We start from the raw sequence: 16882 nt of genomic DNA on the forward strand, positions 1-16882 counted from the left end.
TTCGCTGCCGGGCTCGAACAGCAACGGGCGGGGTTAACCCCGCCCGTTGTTTCACCTGCGCTCATGCGCGACAACACCGGCAGGTCTCTGGTTGCCGCTGGATGAAAAATTGGGGTCACGTCAGAAGCTGTGCGACAGCTGGACCTTGTCCTCGCAGACCGGCCCGGCGTCGCGCAGGAACGGCCGTCGCCGTGCGTAGATCGGTTTGACGGCGTTCACCGCAGCGGCGACGTCGGGACGCATGCCGATCAGCAGATGTGCGAGCGCGGGATAGCGCTCCGGGGTCAGCGGTAGTCCAATCGGCGCGGCATAATCGCGCATGATTGCAGCGGTCCCCTCGTCGACGTCCGCCGTTGCCATCTTCCAGCGTGTACTATCGATCGGGGGCCGGCCATGACGGAACGTGGTGCGATCGCGTGCTTCGAGTGGCGACCCAGGCGTGGGTGGCGCAGGCAGGAACCGGCGCAGGTCGACGCCGGTGCCGGTAAGATAGCGTTCGGGCGGATTGGCGGGGACAGTTGCTGCCGTGGCACCGACCAGCGCTAGCAGTGCGAATGCGGAACGCCTCATGACAGGAAAAACTGACGCTTAAAGGCGAACATGTCCCTCAGCAGGCAATACTCCGGATTGCCGAGCGTAACGATTGGTGCGCGGCGGACGATCATCGCCTTCCACGCCGTCAGCGACCGGCGCCACGCATCATCCTCTTGCGGCGTCAACGGGGCGACCTGATAGCCGAGCGTGATGTGAAAGCGATAAGTGTCATGACCGGGTTCGCGAATGCCGGTCACCTCGGACAGTCGATCGCGCAGCCGTCGCAACCTCCTCTCCATAGCCTCGTCGGCCGGCAGCAGCCGCACCGTCAGCGGGGTTTCGCTGGCGGGTGGCGGCTCCATGTTCACCCGCATCCGGTACGGCCCCGCCTCGTCGCCGAGACGGAATGCGCGCAGCCGCTCGCCCAGGATGCGGTCGCAGTCCGCCATCGGCATGTCGAGCGGCAGACCCGCCGGCCAGAAGGGATAGCGCCGCGTCTTGTCGTTCGCGGTGCCGAAAATCGTCATGTGATAGCTCGACGGCGGCAAGGCGGTCATCTTTCGCGCCCATGGCTCGCCCGGCAGCGCCCGATAGACATCAAGCAGCGCGTCGAACGCCTCCGACCCCACGCCCTGTTGGGGGACGTGGCAGATGATCGTATTACCCGCGAACGGCAGCACCCGGCCATCGGCAGCGAACTTCCGGCCGACATCAGGCGGGAGCCGGTCTGCCGCCACCCCTCGTGTGGCGGCGAGACCCGCCAGCGCCAGTCCGCTCCCCTTCAACATCATTCTCCGCGTCGTCATAGCTTCACCTTCGCGCCCACCAGAATCTGCCGCGGCAGTTTCCAGGTCGATTGCAACAATTCCTGATCCCGGCCGTAGCGTTGCTCGATCCCCTGCCTCGTCAGGTTCAGCGCGTCGAAGCTGACCGTGAACGCTGGCGTAACGTCATAGGATAGCTGGAGGTCGACATTGTTCGTCGGCTGCTGGAACCGATTGGCGTAGAAGCCGGCCGGGGTAAAATTGGGGAAGCGATCGTCCCACAATTGGCTGAGATGATTCCAGGCAAGGCGGCCGTGCGCCGCCCCCTTGTCGTAGGACAGTGCCGCATTGAAGATCCGCGCGGGCTGATTGGGCAGGTTGTTGAAGACCCGCACCGATTGATCGGACAGGGTGATCGGAAAATGGGCGCGCCCGAACGAGGCGTTGCCGCTGACCGCGAAGCCATCGAACGGCGCGGGCAGGAAGCTAAGGTCGTAGGACGCGCCGAGCTCGACGCCGTACGCACGCACGGTACGGTCGGTATTGCGCGCCTGTGTCACGAGCACGGGCACCGCTACCCCAGGCAAAGTTTCCAGCGTGCCGAAGGTGAAGACATCGTCCTTGATCCATTTGTAATAGGCGGCGACGCTGATGATCCCCCGCCCATTGTCGATGTACCAGTCGTGGCCGATGTCGAGATTGGTCGCACGGCGCGGCTTCAGGTCCGGGTTGCCAGTCGTCAGCGTCGGCGGATTGCTAATCGTGTTGAGCACGCCACCACGCAGCGATGAGGCGCCGAAGCTCGGGCGGCTGACAGTCATGCTGGCACCGACACGCAGCTTGCTGGCGTCGCTGGTATCGAGGACCGCCGAGATCGACGGCAGCACGTTGGTGTAGCTGCTGCCTGCCGATACGGGCGTGTAGACGCCGTTGATCGCCTGCGTGCTGCTCGACCCCGCTTCGGTATGTTCGACGCGGACGCCGCCCGCGACGAACAGCGCGTCGCTGCGATATTGCGCTTGGAAGAACCCTGCCGCCACATCCTCGCGCGTGCGGTAGGTCCCGCCGGCCTGCGCAGCCGTGTCGATAATTGCGGTTGCGCCGGCGCGGGCGGCCGCGAACAGGTCGTCGACCTTGCCCGGGTCGATCGTGGGGATGGGCGTGTCGCAGACGAAGCCGCAGAGGGTGCCGCTGGCAGCGCTCGCCAGTGTGTAGGACAGGCCGGTATAGTTGGTGCGGGCGAGACTCACTCCTTGGCGGATGACGGTGAAGCGCGCGCCGGCGATCGCGCCGAACCCGCGATCCTCTGCCTTGGCATTATAGCCGAGATTGGCCTGCAGGTCGTACCGATCCTCGCTCAGTCTGTAGCGTTCATCGCGGTGGAGATTGGCCGGGTAGAGCGCGAGATTGCCGGCAGCGGTCGCGTTGACCGGCGTGAACAGCGGCACGTTGCCGCTAGTGTCATAGCCATATTGCAAGCGGGTCTGCGCAAAGGCATCGACCGTCTGCGGGTTATCGACGCGGCTGCGCGACCAGCTCGCGCCGACGTCGCTACGCCAGCCATTACCCAGATCGCCCTCGGCGCGGCCGTAGACACCGTAGACGTCGCGCTGCCAGCGATAGCGACCCAGCTGCGCGGTCTGCGTGACGTTCGACAGCGTCCCGCTCGTCGCCGTCTGGTTGGCAACGGTGGCGGAGGACTGGACCGCCGCGTTCAGGTCGTTGCGAAACGAACGCTCGCTCTGGTCGAAATAATAGGTGCTGACGAAAGCCGAGACCGCATCGTTCGGCTTCCAGTCGAACCGCCCCTGGAGGCCCAACCGCTCACGTTCATTCTGATAATTATAGTAGAGCCGCTGCGACGGCACCGCATAGCCCGTACCGCCATAAGGCGTCGTCAGCGTGCCAGCAGCAGTGTACCAGTTACGTGTGCCGCCTGTTTCAACCTGCGGCACGTTGATCTGCCGCTTCCAATAGGTCGCCGACAGATAGAGTCCGAATTGGCGATCCGGCCCGAACCGCGTCGCCCCGGCGATCTCCGCCTGACCGCCGAAATGGTTGCCGCCGTTGCTCTTGCTGTCCAGCGCCGCGCCGCCCTTCACCGAAGCAGTCAGCGTGGCAAGCTTGAAATCGAAAGCGCTGGCCGTCGCGAAGTTCGTCAGGCCACCAATGAAATTGGCATCGTTCGATGGCAACGCCGATTTGACGACATCGATGTGCGAGGCGAGGTTTGAGGGCAGCACCTCCATCGAAATCTGCCGCCCCCCGGCCGCGCTCTGACCAAGGTTGATGTCGGTCGAAGCGAGACTGAAGCCGTCGATCAGCAGGTCGTTATAGGTCTGGTTGAATCCGCGCACGATCACGAAGCGCGGTTCGCCCTGATAGAGCAGGGTGTTGACGCCGGTCACGCGCTTCAACGCATCGCCTGCGTTGAAGTCGGGAAGCTGCCCGATCTCACTCGCCGACACAGTATCAATGATCTGGTCGGAGGCTCGTTTGATCCGCACCGCCTTCTGGTTGGAAGCGCGCGTGCCGGTCACGACGATGTCGGCACCGTCAGTCGCGTCAGCAGGTTGGGTGGCCGAAACCTCCTGCGCGAGAGCCGTCAGCGGCGATGTCAGAACGAGAGTCGAGCCGAGCAGCAGCGCCCGGCGATAAGCGCGAATCATGGTCCCCTCCTATGTTTGGAAAGAGACTAACTTATTGTACATTACCATTACAAGAGTGTGACTGTCGGTGGGCTGTGAGCAGCTTCTCCATCTGGCGAAGCTCGTCGCCATGATGGCACTGCGATGGAAATTGGTGGGGCATTCTCGATTGGGAACGGCGCGCGGGGCAGGGGGGTGTCCGATGCGGAGCAGGAAAGGCCCGAGCGCCCATTTTCTCGAAATGTGTTCCCGATTGCTCTTTCCCGAAACTGACCGGTCGAGACGGAGAAGCGGGAAAGATCGGCGGCCTGATCGAAGGGCGATGCCGGCGCTCAGACGGTGCCGTCGACAGCACTCGGATCAACGCCCTTGGCGTCCGCCATCCGTTCGTCTTTCAGGCGGCGTGCAATCTTGGCGAGCAACGTCCGGCTGCAACCGGTGCCGGTCATTATCTCACGCCAGCTATGGCCATCTTGTAACGACCGGGCGATCGACGCATTGCGAGCAGTATTCTCGACGCGACCTTTGTAGAGACCTGCGGTTCGGGCACGGTCGACCCCTTCGGCCTGCCGACGGCGACGATCGTCATAATCCTTGCGCGCGACCGCGGCGAGGACATCGAGCATCATCGCGTTTACCGCCGCGAACATCCGGGCCGTAAAGTCGTCGGGGGTGGCAATCAGGTTCCAGGACGTCGGCAGGTCGAGCGACACGATCCGGACCTGGCGCGCCTCGATTTCCGATCGCAACTTGCTCCAGTCGGCCGCGCTGAGCCGGGATAGCCGGTCGACCTGCTCGACCAACAACACGTCCCCAGGACCGCAGTCGTCCAGCAGCCGAAACAGCTCTGGCCTAGCAAGGCGAGTACCACTCTCATGTTCGACATAACGCGCTGCAATGCGGAACCCATGCGCAGCGGCGAAAGCATCCAGCGCTGCGCGGGCGCGGGTGGCGTCCTGTTCAGCGGTCGATGCGCGTAAATAGGCACGAACGAACATGCCTTAGTCCTTTATGAATGGTCCGCTGATGTCCAGTCTTTTTTATAATCCCTTTTTACGGAAAACGGACCAGTCGGCGGCCAGTCCTCCAGGAGTATACCCAAAACGCACCTGTTGAAGCAGGCGGTTGGCTACGATCGTAGCGGTATGTCACGGGGTGCCATCTGAGACATAGAAATGGAACGGTGCCTTGGTGGCTCGGCTGTTGTCGTAGATGACTGGTTAGGCTATGTTATGACATCGTATTTCAGAGAGGTAGCCGTGCCAGTATGACCTTGCAAATCAACATTATGCCTAATGGGCGCATGAGCCTACCAGCGGACGTCCGGAAGCGACTTGGTCTAAGTGGTGGTGGTGCGGTGTACCTGGACGAAACCGAGGATGGTGTTGTGTTGCGAACCGCAAGCCAAGCCGTGGCACGCGCGCAGGCCCTAGCCAAGCAATACACGGCCGGTAACCCCGACGCATCCGTTGACGCATTCCTCGCCCGGCGTCGGGAGGATAGCGGCGAATGAGTGTGGTGCTGGATGCGTCTGCGATTATTGCCATGCTTAAGGGCGAACGCGGAGCGGCGAAGGTCGCAGCAGAAATCGGCGGGGCGCGGGTAAGCAGCGTCAACTATGCCGAGGTCGTCAGTCACTTCGTCTACGCCGGTATGCCCGAGCGCGAAGTCGATGCCATGCTCGATCCACTGCCGCTGACCGTCGTGCCGGCCGACAAGGCGCTTGCACAGATCGCAGGGCGGATGCGGGCAGCAACAGCTGAAGCGGGGCTCAGTCTGGGCGATCGCTTCTGCCTGGCGCTTGCCCGACGGGATGGGCTGCCTGCGTGGACGAGTGATCAGAATTGGAAGAAGATCGCCGATGTCGTTCAGGTCAAGGTTGTCGCAATCCGCTGATCTCGCTTGGTCGCGGGGTAGGGGAGGGGGCAGGAAGCCCGGCTCGACAGCCATGACCCACACCGCCAGAAGGTTTCCATGCTACGTCTGATCCACACAGCCGACTGGCAACTTGGCAAGCCTTACGGCCGCTTCGACAGCGACGTGCGCGCTGCCCTTAGCGAAGCGCGGTTCGATGCGATCGACGCGATCGGCAAGGCGGCAGCCGAGCATGACGTCGCGCACGTACTGGTCGCCGGCGATGTGTTCGATACCGAAGGACCCGAAGACCGCGTCATCGTGCAAGCGGTGTCGCGGATGCAGCGCTATGCCTGTACCTGGTGGCTGCTGCCCGGCAACCACGACTTCGCCCGGAACAGCGGTTTGTGGGATCGCGTGCGTGCCAAGGGCGCCAACAATATCCGCATCCTTACCGAGCCAGTGCCGTGCGAGCTGGCGCCGAGGCAATGGCTGCTGCCGGCACCGCTAACCCACCGGCACAATCTCGACGATCCAACCGCGCTGTTCAACACGATGGAGACGCCGGGCGCGACGTTGCGTGTCGGGCTGGCGCACGGCTCAATCCGCGACTTTTCGTCGCGTGGTGAGGCACAGAACCAGATCGCTCCCGATCGTGCGCAGCGCTCCGGCCTCGATTATCTTGCGCTCGGCGACTGGCACGGAACCCTCCGGGTCGATGCGCGCACCTGGTACGCTGGCACGCCAGAAACCGATCGCTTCCAGCGTGATGAGCCGGGCTATGCTCTGCTCGTAACGCTTGAGGCAGGGCCGGAGCCGTTGGTGACGCCGATCCGCACTGGCAGGTTCCAGTGGCTGATGCGCGAATGGACGATAGCCGACGCGGAGGGCTTTGCCGCCGAGTGCGAACGGTTGCTCGCGCAGGTCGAACCATCGGCGACCCTGTTGCAGCTCTCGCTCTCCGGCATCGTCAGCCTGTCCGACCGCATCGCGATCCTGGCCCGGCTCGACAACGATCTGCGCCATCGCCTCCGCCATCTGGCGGTCACCGCCGACGATCTCGCCGGTCGGCCGAGCGAACAGGATCTCGCAGACCTGCGGGTCGAGGGCATGATCGGCACGGCCGCGGCCATGCTGATGGGCCTGATCGAGGCGGGTGGCAACGACGGCACCGTTGCCAGGCGGGCGCTCGAACGCCTGTTCGTGGAACATCAGCGCGGGCAGGACGCGGCATGAGCCTCAAGATCCGGCGGATCGCGCTTTCCAACTTCCGCAAATACCGCGATCCCTTCGTACTTGATGGGCTGACTGATGGGCTCAACGTCATCATCGAACCCAACGAGACCGGCAAGTCGACGCTGCTGGAAGCGATGCGCGCCGCGTTCTTCATCCGGCACAACACCGCCAACCGGCTCGCTCGGAGCTATGCGCCTCACGGTGAGGCTGTCGCCCCGCAGATCGAGATCGGTTTTGAGGCGAAAGGCGAGGCGTGGGCGGTCAGCAAGCGCTTCTTGAAGAACGCTTCGGTCGAGGTCCGCGGCCCGCACGGGCGGGCGCAGGGCGAGGACGCCGAGGCGCAGCTGCAAGTGCTGCTCGGTGCGCGTCGCGACACCAGCCAGGGCGGCGACGCGACCGCTCACGGTGCCCTCGGCTTGCTGTGGGTGGGGCAAGCGCAGGCGCTCGAGGTGACGGCGCCGGGCGAGATCGTGCGGGATAGCGTGCGTGCGACCCTGGAAGCCGAGGTCGGCACGATCATGGGCGGCACCGCCTACCAGCGGGTTCGCCCTCGCATCGATAGTCAGTTCGCGGAATACTGGACCAATAGCGGTCGACCGACCGGTCGCCAGATCGCGGCACGCAACGAGCATGACGCCGCGCAGCGCGCCGCGAGCGAGGCGATGACCCGGCTTGCCGCCCTCGAACAGGGCTTCTCCGATCTCGAGGCCGCACGGGCAAGGCTGAAGGTCCTCGACCGTGATCTTGCCGACACCACCGATGCCGAGCAACGTCGGGCGCTGGTAGGCCAGCTCGATGTGGCGCGTTCTGCAGCGCAGCTGCTCGACACACGCCGCGCCGAGCAGGGTCGCCTTGTCGACCGCGTCAGGGCACTCGAGGATCTCGCCTCGCGCCTCACAACCGCCCGTAAAGCTGTCAGCGACACGATTACGGTGCTCAGTAAGGCACGGGACAGTCGATCTAGCCTAGTCGGTGAGTTGGCTGCTGCGCAGGAACGGGCGACGACAGCCCGTGACCTGCTGGTGAAGGCCCGTGACAATCGGCGGACCGCGCATGCGGCGCTTGGTGCTGCCCGGACACAAACTGCCGAGAGCGAGCGCCGGGCTGCGATCGGCGAGGCACGACGGCGACATGCCGAACTGATTACCCTGGAGGCCGAATACGAAGCGATGCGGCAGCTCGCGACAGCAGTGATTCCCGCCACCGTCATTAAGGCCCTCGAAGAACGCGAACGGGCCGTCGACAAGGCACGGGCGGCCGTCGATGCCGGCGCCACCCGGATCGAGTTTATCGGCGATGTCAGCGGCCTGATGATCGACGGATCGGCGGCCGAGCCTGGTGACCGGATGTTGTCTCGCGAGACGCGCATCCGACTTGGCGCTGCTGAGCTGATCATCCGCCCGCCAGTCGGGCTGCAAAGTGCCGAGACGGTGCTCACCAACGTGACCGATGATCTGAACGCAGGATTGGCTGAGCACGGAGTGGCGAGTGTCGCTGCTGCTCGCGCTCGTAACGAGGCTGCCCGAGAGGCGGTCGCCGATCTCCGCACGCTTGAGGCGCGGATCGCGGGCATCACGCCTGCGGTGACGCTGCTCGGGATCGAAGCGGGTGCGCCGGCCCTGAAGCTCTTCATCGCCGAATTGCAGGAAGGCGCGGAAGGGAAGGGTGGTGACGAAGAGTCAGACGTTGAGGCGTTGACGATCGCGGCGGGTGAGGCTGACACGGCGCTGGCAAGGGCAGAAGGTGTCGACGCGGTCGCCTCAGAGCAGTTGCGCGAGATGGAGGCGCGCAATGCTCCGCTTATGATGCAGGAGGCCGGCGCCGAGCGAGATGCGTTTAACGCTGCGGGACAGCTGGCTACTTTGGAATCCAAGCCCGAGGTGGCCTCGCTTGACGACGATTTGCGCAAGGCACGCCAAGAGGAAGCGGCAGCGCTGGTCAACCTGCAGAATGCTGAGCGCGCAGCGACTGCGCATGACGTTACGACGATCGAGCGACAGATTGGACTGCTAGACAAGCGTGTCGAGGTCGCTCGAACCCAGCGTACCGACCTGGAAAAGGTGATCGCCGGACTTGAGGCGCGAATCGAGGCGGAAGGCGGCAAGGGATTGGCCGACCGCGCCGCGGTCGCGCGCGAGGAGGCTGATGCCGCAGCTGCCAACCTGGTACGTGTGACTCAGGAAGCCGAGACGCTGAAGCTGCTTCGCGACACGCTGGAGAGCGCACGCGCCGAGACATCACGGACGTTCGTCGGGCCAGTGGCGAGGCGTGCACGCCGGTACATCGAGCGGCTGCTGCCGGGCGCCGATCCCGGCTTTGGTGACGACCTTGGTCTGGCGTCGATCGCGCGGGGTGGCGTGGGCGAGAGTTGCGGCGATCTCTCCAAGGGCACCCAGGAGCAGCTGGCGATCCTCACCCGGCTCGCCTTTGCCGACATGCTGCTCGAGCAAGGAGTGCCGGTTTCTTTGATCCTGGACGACCCGCTCGTCTACTCGGACGATACCCGCCTCGATCTCATGACCGAGATCCTGACAGAAGCCGCGACGCGGATGCAGGTCATCCTGCTCACCTGCCGCGATCGCGCCTTCCGACATCTCGGCAATCGGATCAGCCTGACGGGAGGGCAGTAGCGCAGCGTGAGAGGTCCGCTTTCGATACAGACCGTGTGCATAGGCTTGATCGCTGGCACGCGTGATCGTACATACAAATGCGTAAATACAGAGGTTGTTCGTGGCGTTCGAGTGGGATCGTGAGAAGGCAGCGTCCAATCTCGTGAAGCACGGTGTGTCATTCGAGCTTGCGCGGGAGGTTTGGCGCGATCCGCTACACGTCATTGTGCCTGACCGTATGGAGGGTCACGAGCAACGTTGGCATGCGATTGGCCTGGTCGGGGCGGTGGTTGTTCTGGTCGTCGTGCACAGTCATCCCGAACCCGACGATGAAGCACGCGTTCGCATCATTAGCGCCAGAAAGGCAACGTCACACGAAAGGAAGCGGTATGAGCAGGAAAGCGCTTAGCCCCGAACTGCAGGACCAGCTCGACAGACTGGCGGACCTGCCTGATAACAAGATCGATACGACGGATATTCCCGAAGCCCCTGCGGAGGCCTGGGACCATGCCCGCCGACCCGGACTCTATCGCCCAATCAAGAAGCCGGTCACGCTCCGTCTGGATGCCGATATTGTCACCTGGTTCAAGGAGCATGCCCACGATCGCGGGTATCAGACCGAGATCAATCGTGTCCTACGTCGCTACGTCACCGAGAACGAGGCACGAGCCTGAACGGTAAGCACGTTCACCCGTCGAAGCAGACCGTCCGCATACTAGATTGGTGGGAAGCGGAATGGCCGCTTTGGAGCGGAGAGATGCGTTTCTACCCATTCGTTCACCGGTTGGCCGAACCGACATCGGGTCCCCGGCGAGATCAGCAAGGCACTTCGACCGAGCGCTAGCAAAGGCCTCATTTCAAGCTGGCAGTACCGCGGGATCGCCTGACACAGCGGAAGTTGGAGCGATGTCGCTAGCTCCTGAACCGTTTTGTCGACGGTCGCGCCGAAGGCGTAGGCGGCCTGCATCGCGCGCTGAGTTTGCCTAGCGGTACGGACCGTGATCATCCGGGTTGCCAAGCTCGACGTTGATCTCGACTCTCCTGCCATCTACTCTCGACTAAGTTGGCCTATTTGAAAGTATTGCATGCAGCGGCAGACCTATATCGCGCACGGTCGTCTCGCATCCCGTGAGATCCGTCTCGACGCCGCTCGCAAGCAGCATCACGGCACACAGGTCATGGCGTTCGAACAATTGGCCGCGCGTCTTGTGGGAGGCTTCGCGCAGCCGATTGATGCGGAGGCGCTGCGCGATGCGATCCAGCGCGTGCTTCCCGACACCGATTTGGGCGAGCTGGACACGATCAAGCTGCTGCCAGGCATGGTCGGCGCTGGTGCGGACACGCTGCACAAGGTCTGGCGCACCGGCATCGATCTTGCGGCGCGTGCGGGCGACCATCCCCGGCTGGCCGCGATGGCAACGCTCGAGGCGGCCGTGTTGGAGGTGTTGCCGCCCTCTATGTTCAGACCGACCGATTTGGCGTCGCGTGCGATGGAGCGTATCCATCACGCGACAGCGTTGTTCGGCGAAATCCACATCCAAGGCATCAGCGAGCTGTCGCCCTGCTGGCGCGACCTGTTGTTCGCCTTGGCGACGACGGTGCCGGTGCGTTGGCATGCGGGCCCTCGATCGGTTCCGGCATGGCTTGACGGTTCGGCCGTGGAGATCGTCCGCGCGGACCCGTCCACGCCGCAAATCGAAGCGGTGAGCGCCGCCAACGGCTACCATGAGGCAATCGAGGCGCTGCGTTGGGTGCGCGAGCTGATCGCGAGCGGCGCTGCAAAGCCATCCGAGATCGCGATCGCGGCGGCAGCCCCGGCCGCCTATGATGACGAGTTTATGGCGCTGCGAGCTGACGCCAATATCGATCTTCATTTCGTACACAGCATCCGCGTCGTGACGACGCGCGACGGTCAGACCGCGGCCGCACTCGCGGACATTCTCGTGCGCGGCATATCGCAGGCGCACCTGCGGCGCCTCGCGACACTTCTGGCTGGTGCAGGCCCCTTCGAAAGCTTGCCGGAAGGGTGGCAGCGCATCCTGCCCCCCGACGCGCCCTTGTCCTCTCCTGACGCCTGGGCTCGGCTATTGGGAGGCCTGACGGCTGAAAGATGGCCAGACGCCATCGACCATGCTCCCGAGCTGCGGAAGATCATCGACACGCTTGCGGGTGGCGTGGCCGAAGCCGAAGCGATCGGACGCGCCTTCCTTTCGGGCGGGGCGCTGCGCATCTGGCGGAAGGCGCTGCTCGCCGGAAGCCCCGCTGCGATCGACGTCACGATCGACGGGCTGCGGCAGGAAGATGCCTGCGAGGCCTGCGTCTCGGTCGCGTGGATGCCGGCTTCGGCACTCGCCGCCTCGCCGCGCAAGTTCGTCCGCCTGCTCGGCCTAACTTCGACCGGCTGGCCGCGGCGAATTTCGGAAGACCGGTTGCTGTCGAATCACATCATCCCGACGGCAGAACTGGATCCGCTGCCGGTCACCGCTGCCGATCGTCGCGATTTTGAAACGATCCTGTGTACGACGAGTGCACAGGTTGTCCTCTCGCGGCCGCGTCGCGACGGGGAAGGGCGCCTGCTGGGTAAGAGCCCGCTGCTGCGCGGGCAGCCCGAGGCGCGCTATGTTCGCCGCAATCGGCGACCCGAGCATGCCATGAGCGAGACCGATCGTTTGGTGGCGCGTCAGGCTGACTTCGCCGGATATCCGCAGGCGGCCTCGGCGGCCTCTTGCTGGCAGGACTGGCAACGCCCTACCATTACTGCCCATGATGGCGTGGTTCGCGCAGGTCACCCCGCGCTCTTGGCGGCGCTGGAACGGGTTCAGTCGGCGAGCTCGCTCGCCAAATTGCTACGCAATCCGCTCGGATTCACCTGGACCTATGCGCTTGGTATCAGAGCGCCGGAAAGCGCGGAGGAAGCGCTAGTGCTGGATGCCCGGCAGAGCGGCATCCTGCTCCACGATACGCTGGATCACGCGGTAAGGTTACTGGAGGGGGAGGGGGGCCTCGCGGTCGCGCTACCCGATCAGATCGTTGCAGCGATCGAGAGCGCCGCAACGGCGGTGACGGCCCGGTGGCAAGGCGAGCAGGCCGTGCCGCCACTCGTCGTGTGGCGCCGCACGGTCGAGGAGGCCAAGCAGACCGCGCTGAACGCGCTGCAACATCCCGAACCGTCGTTGGCGGATCAGAAAAGCTATACCGAGGTGCCCTTCGGAGGACAGAAAGCCAAATCCGAAGGCGCGATCCCTTGGGATCCAGCCACGGTCGTCGAAATTGCCGACACCGGCTTCCAGATCTCCGGCTTCATCGATCGCCTCGACCTGTCGGGCGACGCCGCTAAGGCGCGCGTGATCGATTATAAGGGGGGCAGGTTGCCGCCCAAGCCGGTGATCCTGCAGGGCGGCAAGGAGCTGCAGCGTTGCCTCTACGCCTACGCGGTCAAGGCGCTGCTCGGCGACGGCGTCGAGATCGACGCGGCGCTGCTCTATCCGCGCGACACCGAAGCGCGCCATCTCGATGCCCCTGCGGGGGTACTGGAAGAGCTAACCGGCCATCTCCGCGCGGCCCGTGCGAGCCTGCTCGCCGGCCGCGCGCTGATCGGGCCCGACAACGGTGGCGACTATGACGATCTGAGCTTTGCGCTCCCAGCCAATGCCCCGAACGGATATTGCATGCGCAAAATCGAACCTGCCCGCGCGGCCCTTGGCGATGCGGCCCTCGTCTGGGAGGCGATCTGATGACCCGCGTAGCACCTGTCCTGCGGGACGAAGCTGCCCGCCTTACCGCGATGACGGCGCATGATCGCTCTGTGCTGGTCGAAGCAGGCGCGGGTTCAGGCAAGACCGCCGTCATGGCTGGCCGACTGACGCTGCTGCTCGCCGGCGGCGCCGCGCCCAGCTCGATCGCGGCGGTGACCTTCACCGAACTCGCGGCTAGCGAACTTCTCGCGCGCGTCCGAGATTTCGTAGACGGGTTGCTCGACGGTCCAATCCCGCGCGAACTCAGCATCGCCTTGCCGACCGGCCTCTCGGACGAACAAAGGGCCAATCTCGAGGCCGCAGCCGCCGCGATCGACGAGATTACATGCTCGACGATCCACGGTTTTTGTCAGCGGCTGATCAAGCCTTATCCGGTCGAAGCGAATATTGATCCCGGCGCCGCGCTCATGGACCCGGCCCAGGCCCAGCTGGTGTTCGGCGATATCGTCGACCGCTGGCTGCGTGATACGCTGGATGCAGGCGGTCAAAGCCTCATCGCGGAACTCGTCTTCGAGAATCCCACTAAGGCAACCGAGCTTGTCGCAACGGCCGCAGCCGCGCTGCGCGACAACCGCGTGTTGGTGGCGCCGCCCGTTGGTGCGATCCCGCCACTGGTGACGGCATTCCGCATCGCGGCCGAGGCGTATCGCGCCTTTGTCGTCGGGACGGCTGCGCAAGAGGTGGAAAGCATCGACGGGGCCATAGCCTTTGTAGACATGGGCGAAGCGGTGGCGTTTGCCGAAACCGACCAATCCCCGTCCGCGCTGGTTCGGCTTCTGGCGTCTGTCCCGCACCCGTCGCTGTGCACAGGAAAGGGCGCGTTCAGCGTCTACAAGAAGAAGGGCAAATGGGAGACGGCGGCGAAGGTCGCCGGTCTCGCGAAGGCCGAAGGCGGAGTGCTGAACGCGCGCGCCGAGGAGCTGCATCTCGCATGCTGTCAGAGCTGGACCACCTTGCTGCAGGGGGCCGCGGCGCGCGTGTTGGCCGACCTGCTCACCGCGATCCAGCCGATTGCCGACCGCTTCCGGGCTTATAAGCGCGCGGCGGCGCTGCTCGACTTCGACGACCTGATCTTTGCCGCGCGTGATCTTCTGCGCGACCACGATGCGGTTCGCGGCGCCCTGTCCCGCCGCTATGCGCATGTGCTGGTCGATGAATTCCAGGACACCGACCCGCTGCAAACCGAGATATTCTGGCGGCTATGCGGCGATCCCGCACCAGGTGCGGATCCGCGCGATTGGGCGGCATATCGCATTCGGCCCGGTGCGCTGTTTCTGGTCGGCGACCCCAAGCAGGCGATCTATCGATTCCGCGGCGCCGACGTCGCTTCTTATGTGCGAGCGCGCGAAGCCATCCGGGCGCTCAACCCGAACGACCTGCTGTCGATATCGACCAATTTCCGGTCCTGTGCCGCGATCCTGGCATATGTGAACGACCGGTTTGCCCCGCATCTGACGGAAGAGAAGGGACAGCCCGGCTTTACCGCGCTCGATAGCTTCCATCCCGATCATGGCGAAGGCCTGTGCGTGGCAGCGCTTCCGGTTGCGTGTGCCGGTGAGGACGGCAAGGCTAAATCCAGCGTGCAGCGCGACTGCGAGGCCGAGGCAGTCGCGGAGATGTGCAGCCGACTGATTGGCAGCCAGATCATCGTCGATCGCAAGACTGACACAAAACGGCCATGCCGGCCCGGCGACATCGCGTTGTTGGCACCGGGCGGTACCGAACTGTGGCGCTACGAGGAAGCGCTCGAGAAGCGCGGCGTCCCGGTCGCGACGCAAGCCGGCAAGGGTTTCTACCGCCGCCAGGAAGTTCAGGATCTCATTGCGATCACGCGCGTGCTCGCCGACAGTCGTGATAGCTTGGCGCTCGTTGCCCTTCTGCGCGGTCCGCTGGTAGGGCTGACCGAGGAGCAGTTGCTTGATCTCGTCTGGAGCCAACCGCGCGATCCGGAGCGGCCTGACGCTCGGCCGCGGCTCAGCATACACCTCGATGCCGAGGCGATCGCCGACCCCTATGCCCGTGACGTCGTTGAGAAGCTGCAGGCGCTCCGCCGCACGATCCACGGCACGACGCCGCACCAGCTGCTCGCCGAGGCGGTTGACCTGTTGCGGGTTCGACCCATTTTGCTTCAACGTCACGGCGGACAGGCCGAGCGCCCGCTGGCCAATGTCGACCTCTTCTTAAGTCTCGCACAGCCGTATGGCGTGCGGGGCCTCCGGGCCTTTGCAGATGCGATGACGGCCGCGTGGGAGGGAAAGACACGTTCTGCAGAAGGGCGGCCGGATGCGCAGGAGGAGGCAGTGTCGCTGGTAACGATGCACGCGTCGAAGGGTTTGGAATGGCCGATCGTCGTGCCGATCAACACGATGACATCGGGCAACGACGTGCGTGATCCGATCATCGACAGCGACACGAAGGTGATCTTTCTACCAATTTTCGGCGTGGCGCCGGCCGGATACGATGATGCCAAGGCGGCGGAAGTTGCCGAACGCGAGCGCGAACGGCTTCGCCTCTGGTATGTCGCGGCGACCCGGGCGCGTGAACTTCTTGTGCTGCCCAAGCTCGACGTTGCGCCGGCGCGGAGTAGCTGGAACGCTTTGATGGATTTCGATCTGGATGGCTTGCCGGTGATCGCGATCGATCATCATCCGCCGGGGTTCGACACAATCGATGGCGACCCCGAAAACAGCCAGACGCGCGAGACATTCGCAGCTGAAGCGGCCCGCGTGGTCGCGGCGACGACGCGGCTGCGCTGGGTCGCACCGAGCCGGGACGAGGATCCGGAAGGGGCGCTTGAAGTGGTCGTCGAACCGCGGATTGTGGTGGTGACCGAGGATGCCCCCGACCCCGACGCGACAATCGCGGTGCAGGGCGGCCGGGAGCGCGGGCTGATTATTCATAAGCTGTTCGAAGAAGTACTAACCGGAGAGACGGCGGGCGACCTTGCAGCGCTCACCGTACGGGCGGCAGATCTGGTACGGGCAATCGGGCGTGAGCCCGGAACTGAGCCGATGGCAACTCTTGCCCCCGACGAGTTGGCGGGGACTGTGGCGCGGACACTCGCCGTGCCAGAGATCGCGGCCCTTCGTCCGCGGATGCTCGCCGAGCTTCCGGTCTATGGCCTAGATGAGGTCGACGGCATTGAACTTGCGACCTTCGGTATAGTCGACGCTCTGTGCCTCCGTGAGGATGGGACGCCAGAGCTGGTGATCGACTGGAAGAGCGACGTCACTCCGAGCGCTGCGGCGGGCAATCATTATCGCCAGCAGGTCCGCCGTTATCTGGACGTAACGGGCATTCCAGCCGGTCTAATTGTGTTTGTGACCACCGGAGAGCTGTTGCGCGTCGAGGCACCGGCGCTGACCAGGATTGCCGAAAGTGTCTAATCTGGACACCTTGCATTGTGCTGCCGATGGGGTCGCCTAGCTGGGCGAGAGAGAACTGGAGACGCTGAGAGTGGTAACAGACGCAAGCAGCACGGC

At 64.3% G+C, this 16882-nt stretch carries 12 protein-coding genes; 8 read left to right on the forward strand and 4 right to left on the reverse strand.

What is annotated here, in order from left to right:
* Positions 1 to 120: 120 nt before the first annotated feature.
* The 4 genes from LRA89_RS19635 to LRA89_RS19650 form a co-directional block, all read right to left on the reverse strand.
* A complete protein-coding gene (locus tag LRA89_RS19635) occupies positions 121 to 570 on the reverse strand; it encodes a hypothetical protein (RefSeq protein ID WP_230772685.1) in 450 nt (149 codons plus the stop codon).
* Positions 567 to 1340, reverse strand: coding sequence for a DUF1868 domain-containing protein (locus tag LRA89_RS19640; protein WP_329958531.1), 774 nt, complete (start codon positions 1338 to 1340; stop codon positions 567 to 569). Before LRA89_RS19640 ends, LRA89_RS19635 begins: the two co-directional genes overlap by 4 nt.
* Entirely contained in the window at positions 1337 to 3967 is a 2631-nt protein-coding gene (locus LRA89_RS19645; protein ID WP_230772689.1) for a TonB-dependent receptor, read from the reverse strand. The genes LRA89_RS19640 and LRA89_RS19645 overlap by 4 nt, the downstream gene beginning before the upstream one ends.
* A gap of 311 nt (positions 3968 to 4278) precedes the next feature.
* Positions 4279 to 4944: a recombinase family protein gene (locus tag LRA89_RS19650; RefSeq protein WP_230772691.1), complete on the reverse strand. Its 666-nt coding sequence runs from the start codon at positions 4942 to 4944 to the stop codon at positions 4279 to 4281.
* 269 nt (positions 4945 to 5213) lie between these two features.
* On the opposite strand from LRA89_RS19650, the gene LRA89_RS19655 reads away from it, so the two are divergent.
* The 8 genes from LRA89_RS19655 to LRA89_RS19690 all read left to right on the forward strand — a co-directional run bounded on the left by LRA89_RS19655 (position 5214) and on the right by LRA89_RS19690 (position 16786).
* On the forward strand, positions 5214 to 5459 hold the full coding sequence (locus LRA89_RS19655) for an AbrB/MazE/SpoVT family DNA-binding domain-containing protein (protein WP_230772693.1): 246 nt from the start codon (positions 5214 to 5216) through the stop codon (positions 5457 to 5459).
* Positions 5456 to 5842, forward strand: a complete 387-nt coding sequence (locus tag LRA89_RS19660; RefSeq protein WP_230772694.1) for a type II toxin-antitoxin system VapC family toxin — start codon at positions 5456 to 5458, stop codon at positions 5840 to 5842. The genes LRA89_RS19655 and LRA89_RS19660 overlap by 4 nt, the downstream gene beginning before the upstream one ends.
* A gap of 78 nt (positions 5843 to 5920) precedes the next feature.
* Positions 5921 to 7036 (forward strand): metallophosphoesterase family protein, encoded by a 1116-nt coding sequence (locus LRA89_RS19665; protein WP_230772696.1) that lies wholly within the window; start codon positions 5921 to 5923, stop codon positions 7034 to 7036.
* On the forward strand, positions 7033 to 9666 hold the full coding sequence (locus LRA89_RS19670; protein ID WP_230772697.1) for an AAA family ATPase: 2634 nt from the start codon (positions 7033 to 7035) through the stop codon (positions 9664 to 9666). The genes LRA89_RS19665 and LRA89_RS19670 overlap by 4 nt, the downstream gene beginning before the upstream one ends.
* Positions 9667 to 9766: 100 nt before the next feature.
* Entirely contained in the window at positions 9767 to 10054 is a 288-nt protein-coding gene (locus LRA89_RS19675; protein WP_268934957.1) for a BrnT family toxin, read from the forward strand.
* On the forward strand, positions 10035 to 10319 hold the full coding sequence (locus LRA89_RS19680; RefSeq protein ID WP_230772698.1) for a BrnA antitoxin family protein: 285 nt from the start codon (positions 10035 to 10037) through the stop codon (positions 10317 to 10319). Before LRA89_RS19675 ends, LRA89_RS19680 begins: the two co-directional genes overlap by 20 nt.
* A 411-nt stretch (positions 10320 to 10730) precedes the next feature.
* The gene (locus LRA89_RS19685) at positions 10731 to 13379 is read left to right on the forward strand and encodes a PD-(D/E)XK nuclease family protein (protein WP_230772700.1); all 2649 of its coding nucleotides are present in this window, start codon (positions 10731 to 10733) and stop codon (positions 13377 to 13379) included.
* A complete protein-coding gene (locus LRA89_RS19690) occupies positions 13379 to 16786 on the forward strand; it encodes a UvrD-helicase domain-containing protein (protein ID WP_230772702.1) in 3408 nt (1135 codons plus the stop codon). Before LRA89_RS19685 ends, LRA89_RS19690 begins: the two co-directional genes overlap by 1 nt.
* The last annotated feature ends 96 nt before the right edge of the window (positions 16787 to 16882 follow it).

The sequence above is a fragment of the Sphingomonas sp. Leaf4 genome, assembly GCF_920939515.1.
Lineage (GTDB): Bacteria > Pseudomonadota > Alphaproteobacteria > Sphingomonadales > Sphingomonadaceae > Sphingomonas.

Bases quoted from the DNA above. Each gene is read 5' to 3' on its own strand.
- LRA89_RS19690 (WP_230772702.1), top strand. From the start codon at position 13,379: ATGACCCGCGTAGCACCTGTCCTGCGGGACGAAGCTGCCCGCCTTACC.
- LRA89_RS19670 (WP_230772697.1), top strand. From the start codon at position 7,033: ATGAGCCTCAAGATCCGGCGGATCGCGCTTTCCAACTTCCGCAAATAC.
- LRA89_RS19665 (WP_230772696.1), top strand. From the start codon at position 5,921: ATGCTACGTCTGATCCACACAGCCGACTGGCAACTTGGCAAGCCTTAC.
- LRA89_RS19655 (WP_230772693.1), top strand. From the start codon at position 5,214: ATGACCTTGCAAATCAACATTATGCCTAATGGGCGCATGAGCCTACCA.
- LRA89_RS19640 (WP_329958531.1), bottom strand. From the start codon at position 1,340: ATGACGACGCGGAGAATGATGTTGAAGGGGAGCGGACTGGCGCTGGCG.
- LRA89_RS19685 (WP_230772700.1), top strand. From the start codon at position 10,731: ATGCAGCGGCAGACCTATATCGCGCACGGTCGTCTCGCATCCCGTGAG.
- LRA89_RS19645 (WP_230772689.1), bottom strand. From the start codon at position 3,967: ATGATTCGCGCTTATCGCCGGGCGCTGCTGCTCGGCTCGACTCTCGTT.
- LRA89_RS19650 (WP_230772691.1), bottom strand. From the start codon at position 4,944: ATGTTCGTTCGTGCCTATTTACGCGCATCGACCGCTGAACAGGACGCC.
- LRA89_RS19660 (WP_230772694.1), top strand. From the start codon at position 5,456: ATGAGTGTGGTGCTGGATGCGTCTGCGATTATTGCCATGCTTAAGGGC.
- LRA89_RS19680 (WP_230772698.1), top strand. From the start codon at position 10,035: ATGAGCAGGAAAGCGCTTAGCCCCGAACTGCAGGACCAGCTCGACAGA.
- LRA89_RS19635 (WP_230772685.1), bottom strand. From the start codon at position 570: ATGAGGCGTTCCGCATTCGCACTGCTAGCGCTGGTCGGTGCCACGGCA.